At 72.4% G+C, this 7,399-nt stretch carries 7 protein-coding genes; 1 reads left to right on the top strand and 6 read right to left on the bottom strand.

Features of this window, described 5'->3' with window-relative positions; genetic code table 11:
- From C1J00_RS34465 to C1J00_RS34450, 4 genes are all read right to left on the bottom strand, one after another.
- Positions 1-532: metallophosphoesterase (locus C1J00_RS34465; RefSeq protein WP_180989799.1), on the bottom strand; the 532-nt coding region annotated here is incomplete at its 3' end.
- A gap of 47 nt (positions 533-579) precedes the next feature.
- Positions 580-1,413, bottom strand: a complete 834-nt coding sequence (locus C1J00_RS34460; protein WP_102912891.1) for an MHYT domain-containing protein — start codon at positions 1,411-1,413, stop codon at positions 580-582.
- 119 nt (positions 1,414-1,532) lie between these two features.
- A complete protein-coding gene (locus C1J00_RS34455; RefSeq protein ID WP_102912890.1) occupies positions 1,533-2,288 on the bottom strand; it encodes a dienelactone hydrolase family protein in 756 nt (251 codons plus the stop codon).
- Positions 2,289-2,434: 146 nt separating this feature from the next.
- A complete protein-coding gene (locus tag C1J00_RS34450; protein ID WP_180989798.1) occupies positions 2,435-3,055 on the bottom strand; it encodes an L-threonylcarbamoyladenylate synthase in 621 nt (206 codons plus the stop codon).
- 169 nt (positions 3,056-3,224) lie between these two features.
- Here C1J00_RS34450 and C1J00_RS34445 point away from each other — a divergent pair, with 169 nt between their 5' ends.
- Positions 3,225-4,718, top strand: a complete 1,494-nt coding sequence (locus tag C1J00_RS34445) for a helix-turn-helix domain-containing protein (protein WP_102912889.1) — start codon at positions 3,225-3,227, stop codon at positions 4,716-4,718.
- A gap of 230 nt (positions 4,719-4,948) precedes the next feature.
- On the opposite strand, the gene C1J00_RS34440 is transcribed toward C1J00_RS34445, so the two are convergent.
- Positions 4,949-6,175, bottom strand: a complete 1,227-nt coding sequence (locus C1J00_RS34440; protein ID WP_102912888.1) for a cytochrome P450 family protein — start codon at positions 6,173-6,175, stop codon at positions 4,949-4,951.
- A partial coding sequence (locus tag C1J00_RS34435; protein WP_245936613.1) for a cytochrome P450 family protein occupies positions 6,172-7,399 on the bottom strand: 1,228 nt, incomplete at its 5' end. The genes C1J00_RS34435 and C1J00_RS34440, both read right to left, overlap by 4 nt.

Here is a 7,399-nt window from a genome sequence, read left to right as displayed (position 1 = left end):
GCAGGGGCGGGGCGTCGCCGCAGAAGACGCGCATGAAGCCGCCGAGGTCCTCGTACCAGTCGTGGTTGCCGGGTATCGCGTAGATCGGCGCCTGGTAGTCCCGGTAGGGGCGGAAGAACTTGGTGTCGTAGTCGTCCGCGCTGCCGACCGGGTAGATCACGTCACTGGCCAGCACGGCGAACCGGGTGTCCCGACCGGTCCTCAGCAAGCCCGGCACGACGGCGTACTGGGGGTCGTCGCCCTCGCCGGTGTCGCCGATGACCAGGAACGAGAACCGGTCCGGGTCGTCGCGCCGGATCACTTTGCCGGCCGGTGCTCCGGTGGCCGCCCGCTGCGCCACCCACCGGCTGCGCGTCCCGCCGGTCGGGTCCCCGAACCAGGAGGCGAGCACGCCGTTGCGGGCGACCCAGAGCATCCTGGGGTTCAGCCAGGAGATCTTCTCGGTCTTCGGCGGCATCAACCGCTGGTACGCGCCCCGTTCGGTGGTGCCCCAGCCGGCGCCTTCGGCGGTATCGCGTGAGGAGTCAGACACCGGTGCACCGTAACAACCGGCTCATGCCCCGTCCGCAGCCGGGCTGTTCACCGTTCACGCGCGGACGATGCCGCCGCACGCCAGGAAGGGCGCTTCCTGGCCGTGGAGTTGGCATCCTGGGCGTCCGGCTGGGCCGCGGAGGGCCGCTCGCCCAGCACCAGCAGCGGATCGAACATCACCACGACCCCGGCCAGCAGCAGGAAGACGACCGGCCCCAGCAGCATCGGCAGCAGCAGGGACGTGGGCGAATCGCCCTCCCAGGTCCCGCCGGTCACGTCGTGCACATGGACGCTGACGGCGGCCATGCCCGTGTAGTGCATCCCGGACACCGCGACGCCCATCACCAGGCTCGCCCCGAGGCTCGCCAGGAAGCCGCGGATGGTGACGGCCGACCACAGCGCCGCTGTCGCGGCGCCGATGGCGATCAGCACGGACAGCGCGACACCGGCCGGGTCGTAGCCGACCTCGCCGTTCAGCCGCATCGCCGCCATGCCGAGGTAGTGCATGCCCGCCACGCCCAGACCGGTGATCGCGCCCGCCACCGCCAGCGTGACGCCGCTCGTGCCGCGAAGGCCGACGATGAACACGCCGACGCCGACCACGACGACGGCCACGACGAGACTGAGCACCGTCGTGGCCGCGTCGTACCGGACCCGGGTCTCCTCCACGTGGAAGCCGATCATGGCGATGAAGTGCATCGTCCAGATGCCGCATCCGATGGAGGCGGCGCCTAACGCCAGCCAGCCCGCCCTCCAGGAACGCGTGTCGAGCAGCGAGCGCACGATGCACCGCAGCCCCAGCGCCCCTCCCAGACAGGCCATCAAATATGCCGCCACCGGAGTCACCGCACCGTAGCGGAACCCGTCGACCGTGCCGTCCATGAGCCAACTCCCCCCGAGACATGGCTGGTTTCAGCAAGGTCTACGCGCAGGGATCACGGGATAGCAAGCCCTTACCGTTGGTAGGTCGGCAACTCGTCTTCAGCAGATCCCGATTGGGGTCAGAATGTGCGCTTCAGCAGGTCGAGCAGCGCCGACCAGTGCCGCTCGTCGCCCTCCCGGTGGTACGAGGCGGTGTCGGCCTGTGTGAAACCGTGGGACGCTCCCGTGTAGACCTCGCACCGGTGGCGCACGCCCGCCGCCGTCAGGGACTCCTCCAGGCGCTCGATCTGCTCCTCGGGCAGCGAGGGGTCCTGGTCGGCGTGGCCGAAATACAGCTCGGCGGTGACCTTGCCGGCCACCAGGTGGGGACTGTCCGGGGTGTCCGTGGCCAGGCGTCCGCCGTGGAAGCCGGCCGCGGCCGCGACCCGCTCCGGGTAGGTGCCGGCGGTGAGCAGCGAGAGCCGGGCGCCCATGCAGTAGCCGGTCAGCGCGACCGGTCCGTCGGCCACGGCCGGGGAACCGGCCAGCCAGCTCAGGTACGCCCCGGCGTCCCGCATCGCCAGGCCGGGCGTCAGGGCCTGCATGACCGGCGCGATGCTCTCGAAGATCTCCGGCCGCGCCCCCGGGTCGATGAACTCGGGCAGGTCGAACAGCGGGGCGCGACCGTGCCGGTAGAACACGTTCGGCACCAGCACGGTGTAGCCCTCGGCGGCCAGCCGGTCCGCCATGGACCGCAGCTGCGGACGCAGACCGAAGGCGTCCATGAAGAGCAGGACCGCCGGGTGGGCGGCCCCGTCGGCGGGGTGGGCCAGATACGCGTCGGCGGTGCCGTCCTCGGTGGGGATGTCGACGGCGGTTCCCTGTACGGCGGTCATGGCTGGGCTGCCTCTCTGCGGGGGTGGGGACCAGGAACCCGTCCGCGTGACCGGGCGGATCATGCGCATCGTGGCACGCCCGTTCCCAGAGCATTTCGCCCACCCCCGGCACGTGGTTCAACCGTGAACGGCCTTTGGTCCGCGTTTTACTCGAACCGCGCGGGGTCGCCCGCGCCGTGCCGCACGACCTCGGCCTCCCCGCCGGAGAAGTCGATGACCGTCGTCGGCTCGGTCCCGCAGTCGCCGGAGTCGACCACCCCGTCCAGCACATGGTCGAGCAGGTCTTTGATCTCCCAGCCCTGCGTCATCGGCTCCTCCTCGCCGGGCAGCAGCAGGGTGCTGGACAGCAGCGGCTCACCGAGCTCGGCGAGCAGGGCCTGTGTGACGACGTGGTCGGGGATGCGCACACCGACCGTCTTCTTCTTGGCGTGCTGCAACATGCGCGGCACCTCCTTCGTCGCGGGCAGGATGAACGTGTAGCTGCCGGGCGTCGACGCCTTGATGGCACGGAACACGTCGTTGTCGATCCGCACGAACTGGCCCAGCTGAGAGAAGTCCTGGCACACGAGGGTGAAGTGGTGCCGGTCGTCCAGCTTGCGGATCGTACGGATCCGGTCGATGCCGTCACGGCTTCCGAGGCGGCAGCCCAGTGCGTAACAGGAATCCGTGGGGTAGGCGACAAGAGCGTCGGCGCGGATGCTGTCGGCGATCTGGCCGATGGTGCGGGCCTGGGGGTTGTCGGGGTGCACGTCGTAGTACTTCGCCATCCGCCGAGCTTATGCCGCCGGTACGGGTCGGCGGCGCAGGAGGGGGCCGGGCCCGGGGACGCGGGCCCCCGCCGTCCGGCGTCCGGCCGGGAGGAGAGCCGTGCGGACGTGAGGTAACGTCCCCGACCGGTGTGCCGGAAGCGGCGCGAGGAGCGAGGGGAAGGCCCAGGTGGCTGGCCGAGAGGACGGGAACCGGCAGCAGGGGACGCAGGCCGGCACGGGCCCGGCATGGGCGGCGGAACTGCTGGAGCATCTGCGCCCGGCCGGACGCGACGTCCGCAGAGTCGTCGCCTGGCTGTCCGGCACCGTGGGCGCCACCGTCGCCCTGCAGGACGCCGCCGGAAACCTCGTCGCCGGAAACCGGCTTCCCCTCGACGAGGACCTGGTCGCGGACATCACCGCCGGCCGGATCGCCTCCGCGGCCTGGGAGAGCCGGGAGCGCCACCTGCGGCTGGTCAGGGTGGAGCACCCGTCCCACGCGTGTGTGCTCGCCGCCTCCCGGCACGCCCCCTTCGACCGTCGGACCTCCGACATCGTGACCCACACCGCCCAGGTGATCGAGCTGCTGCTGACGGTGAGCGAGTCCAACGCGGCCGGGCACCGGCTGCGCCGGGCCACCGCCGACCTGCGCCTGGCGATCCTGCAATTGCTCATGGTCGAGGACACCATCGCCGCCCGCCGCGTCGCCGCAGGGCTGTGGCCCGGCCTGCTCGACGCCGAGACGGCGAGCGTGTACGTCGTCGAGGCGGACCCCGCCGTACGCGACCGCGTCGCCGAGGAGTGCCTGGACAGCACCCGGGAGGACGCCCTGGTCGTACGCTGCCCGGCCATGGACGGGCACGTGATCGTCGTCGGCCCCCGGGAGGCCACGGGCGAGGACCTGCGGTCCCTGGTCCGACGGCACCCCGACCTCTTCCTCGGCGGCAGCGTCCGGCAGAGCCTCGCCCGGACCGCCACCGCCTACGGGCAGGCCGTCAGCGCCCTCGCCGTCGCACACTTCCGGCCCGACAAGACGGCCGTCTACGCCGAGCGCACCCACCCCGAACGCCTCATGGACCCGGCGGCGCTGCGCGGCTGGACGTCCCGGGTGCTGCGCCCGCTGGACACCCTGCCGCACCACACCCGCGCCGAACTCCTCGCCACCAGCCGGCTCGGCCTGGAGTTCACCGCCGTCAACGCCGCCAAAGTCCTCGGTGTCAGCCGCAACACCGTTCGCGCCCGGATGGAACGCGTCGAGAACCTGCTAGGCACCGACTTCGCCGACCTCACGGCCCGGGCGGTCGTCCACCTGGCCCTCAACACCCAGATCGGCCTGCCCGACGCCCCGGGAGCCGACGACACCGAAGACCCCGGGCTGCGGCTCCCCGACCTGCTCTCCGGTCCCGCCGTGCGCACCTGGGCGCAGAACCTGCTGGGCCGGCTGGACACCGACACCAGGAACCCGCGCAGGACGCTGCGCACCTGGATCGCCGCCGGCGGCAACGCCGAAAAGGCCGCGCAGGCCCTGGGTGTGCACGCCCAGACCGTGCGCGAACACGTCCGCAGCGCCGAACCCGTCCTGGAGCGTCAGCTCCTCGCCGCGGGCACCGACCTGTACGAGGTCGTGCTGGCGCACCTGGCGGTGGGTGACCTCGATCTGCCGGATTTCCGGCGCCCCGCGTGAGCCGGCGCTCCGCGGGGACAACCGGTTGCCCAGGTCCGGACGGGACGAAACCGGGCTATCCGGACTCAGCTGTGCACGGGTGAGCCCCGCTGAGCGTGCAGCGGGCATCGACACGGTTCACAAGGCCCGGGCCATGGACGTAGGTTCAACTCACCGCGGGGGCACGACCGGAACGGGGGACCGGTCGCGCTCCCGCGCGCTGCCCTGCGCGGCGGTGCCCGCCGGTGGCGTCAGCCCCGCAGCCGCACCGGGATCTCCTGCCAGCCGAACGCGATGAACGACGGCACCTGCCGCAGGCCCTCGTCGCCTTCGGCCAGGCGCAGGCCGGGGAACCGCTCGAACAGCGCCGGCAGCGCGGTCAGGGCCTCCAGCCGGGCCAGCGGGGCCCCGATGCAGCGGTGCACGCCGATCCCGAACGCCAGATGGTCGTCGGCGCCGCGCGCGGCATCGAACCGGTCGGCGTCCGGGCCGTAGTGCTCGGGATCGAGCCCCGCGGCGGCGTACGTCGTGATGATGGCGTCGCCGGCCGGGATCGTCACCCCGCCGACGACGAGGTCGGTGACGGCGAACCGCAGCGGCAGAGACGCGATCGACGGGTGCGCGCGCAGTGTCTCGTCGACGACCGCGTCCCAGCCGATCTCCCCGGACCGCACGGCCGCCAGCTGCTCGGGACGGCGGAGCAGCGCGACCACCGCGTTGCCTATCAGGTTCACCGTGGTCTCGAAACCGGCGCCGATCACCAGCAGCAGCGTGTAGAGCAGCTCCTCCTCGCTCAGCCGGTCACCGTCCTCGTCACGGATCCGGATCAGCTCCGTCGTCATGTCGTCCCCGGGGTGCGCGGCCCGGTGCGCGATCAGCGCGGGCAGCACCGTCCCGATCTGGCGCTGCACCGACGCCGCGTGCTCCGGGCTCGGGTCGGAGGTGTCCATGATGGCCGCGATGAGCCGGCCGGTGTCCTCCCGCAACTCGTCCGGCACGCCCATCAGTTCGCAGATCATCCGCATCGGCAGCGGATGGGCGAGACCCGCCTTGACGTCGACGACCTCGCCGTCGGCCGCCTCCAGCGCGGCCAGCAGCTCCGCCGTGATCGCCTCCACTCGTGGCCGCATCGCCTCGGTCCGCCGGTGCGTGAAGCTGGGCGCGACCAGCTTGCGCAGCCGGGTGTGGTCCGGGCCGTACGTGGAGAGCATGTTGACCACGCCGACCCAGCCCAGGATCCAGCCCCAGGACGGGTGTTCGCCGATCTCGGGCCACAGCCGCCAGTGCAGCCGCGGGTCCTTGCTGACCCGCGGGTCGAGGATGAGCTCCTTCAGCGTGTCGTACCGGGTGGGCGCCCAGGCGGGGATGCCGCCGGGCAGCTCCACGGGCACGACCGGGCCGAGAGCGCGCAGCCGGGCGCTCTCGGCGGCGATGTCGGTGCCGAACGGGTCCAGAGCGATGCGGTCGGTCACGGTCACGGTCGTCCTCCTGGCTGGTCGGGGGTGCGGGGGTCGAAACGGACGGGCAGTGCCGTCAGCGAGCGGTGGAACGGACCGGGCCGCCACGTCAGGCGCTCGCGCGGCAGCACGGGTTCGAGGTCGGGCAGCCACTGGGTGAGTCGTTCGATCGACTCGGTGGCGATGAGCAGGGTGTGCTGCTTGACCGGGCAGGCGTGCGGGCCCGCCGACCAGGACAGGTGGGAGGCGTCGGACCGGTGCCGGGTCGCCCCGCGCTCCCGCTCGGCCGCCTCGCCGAGCGCCCCGTAGGAGATCACCACCGGTACCGCGGCCCTGATCCAGGCCCCGTGGAAGGTGACGGGCGTACGGGCGTAGTGAATGCCGTAGTTGGCCAGCGGCGTCTCGTGGTGCAGGACCTCCAGCACCGCGTCCGACACCGGGCGGGCGCCGCTGGTCAGCGTCGAGTAGTAGGCCGGGTTGCCGAGGATCCGGGACAGCGCGTTGGACACCAGGTTGGCCGTGGGCTCGTGCCCCGCGCCGAGGGTGAGGAACACCTGCCAGGTGACCTCCTCGGGGGTCAGCCCCGCCGGGTGGTCCAGCAGCCAGCTCGGCAGGTCGTCGCCGCGCCGCTCTGTCTTGGCGGCGATCAGCTCCAGCACGTACCCGCCGAACTCGGCCTCCCCCCGCGCCGCCTGGGCGCCGCCCTCGATCAGCTTGCCCAGCGCGGCGTTCAGCCGGCCGCTCGCGCTGTCCGGCAGCCCGAACAGGCTGTTGAACACCAGCGCCATCAGCGGCCGGGTGAACTCGCCCACCAGGTCGGCCTCGCCCCGTGGCCCGATCCGGCTCGCCAGCAGGTCCACCGCCCGGTGCACCCGGGCCCGCAGATCATGAGGCTCCACCAGGTCGAAGGCGTCGATCAGCGAGGTGCGGTAGCGCAGGTGGGCGCCCCCGTCGGCGAACAGGGTGTTGGGCCGCCAGCGCATCATGCCCAGCACCGGCGAGTCGTCGGGGACGGTCGCCTCCCACGGCCGGGGATCGTGCGAGAACGTCTCCGTGTCGTGCAGCAGCTCCAGTGCCGCCCGCCGGTCGGTGACGACGTACGCCGGGACACCGGGCGCCAGTTCCGCCCAGCCGACCGGACCGTGGGCGCGCAGGGCGGCGTAGTAGGGGTGGGGGTCGCGGGCGAAGCCGTCCTCCCACAGGCGGACGGGCGCGGCGAGGGAGAAGGCCTGCTCGGCGGGGGAC

Source organism: Streptomyces cahuitamycinicus (genome assembly GCF_002891435.1).
GTDB classification, from domain to species: Bacteria; Actinomycetota; Actinomycetes; order Streptomycetales; family Streptomycetaceae; genus Streptomyces; species Streptomyces cahuitamycinicus.
Note: the sequence above shows the minus strand (reverse complement) of the source record. Positions and strands in the feature narration are given on the sequence as shown.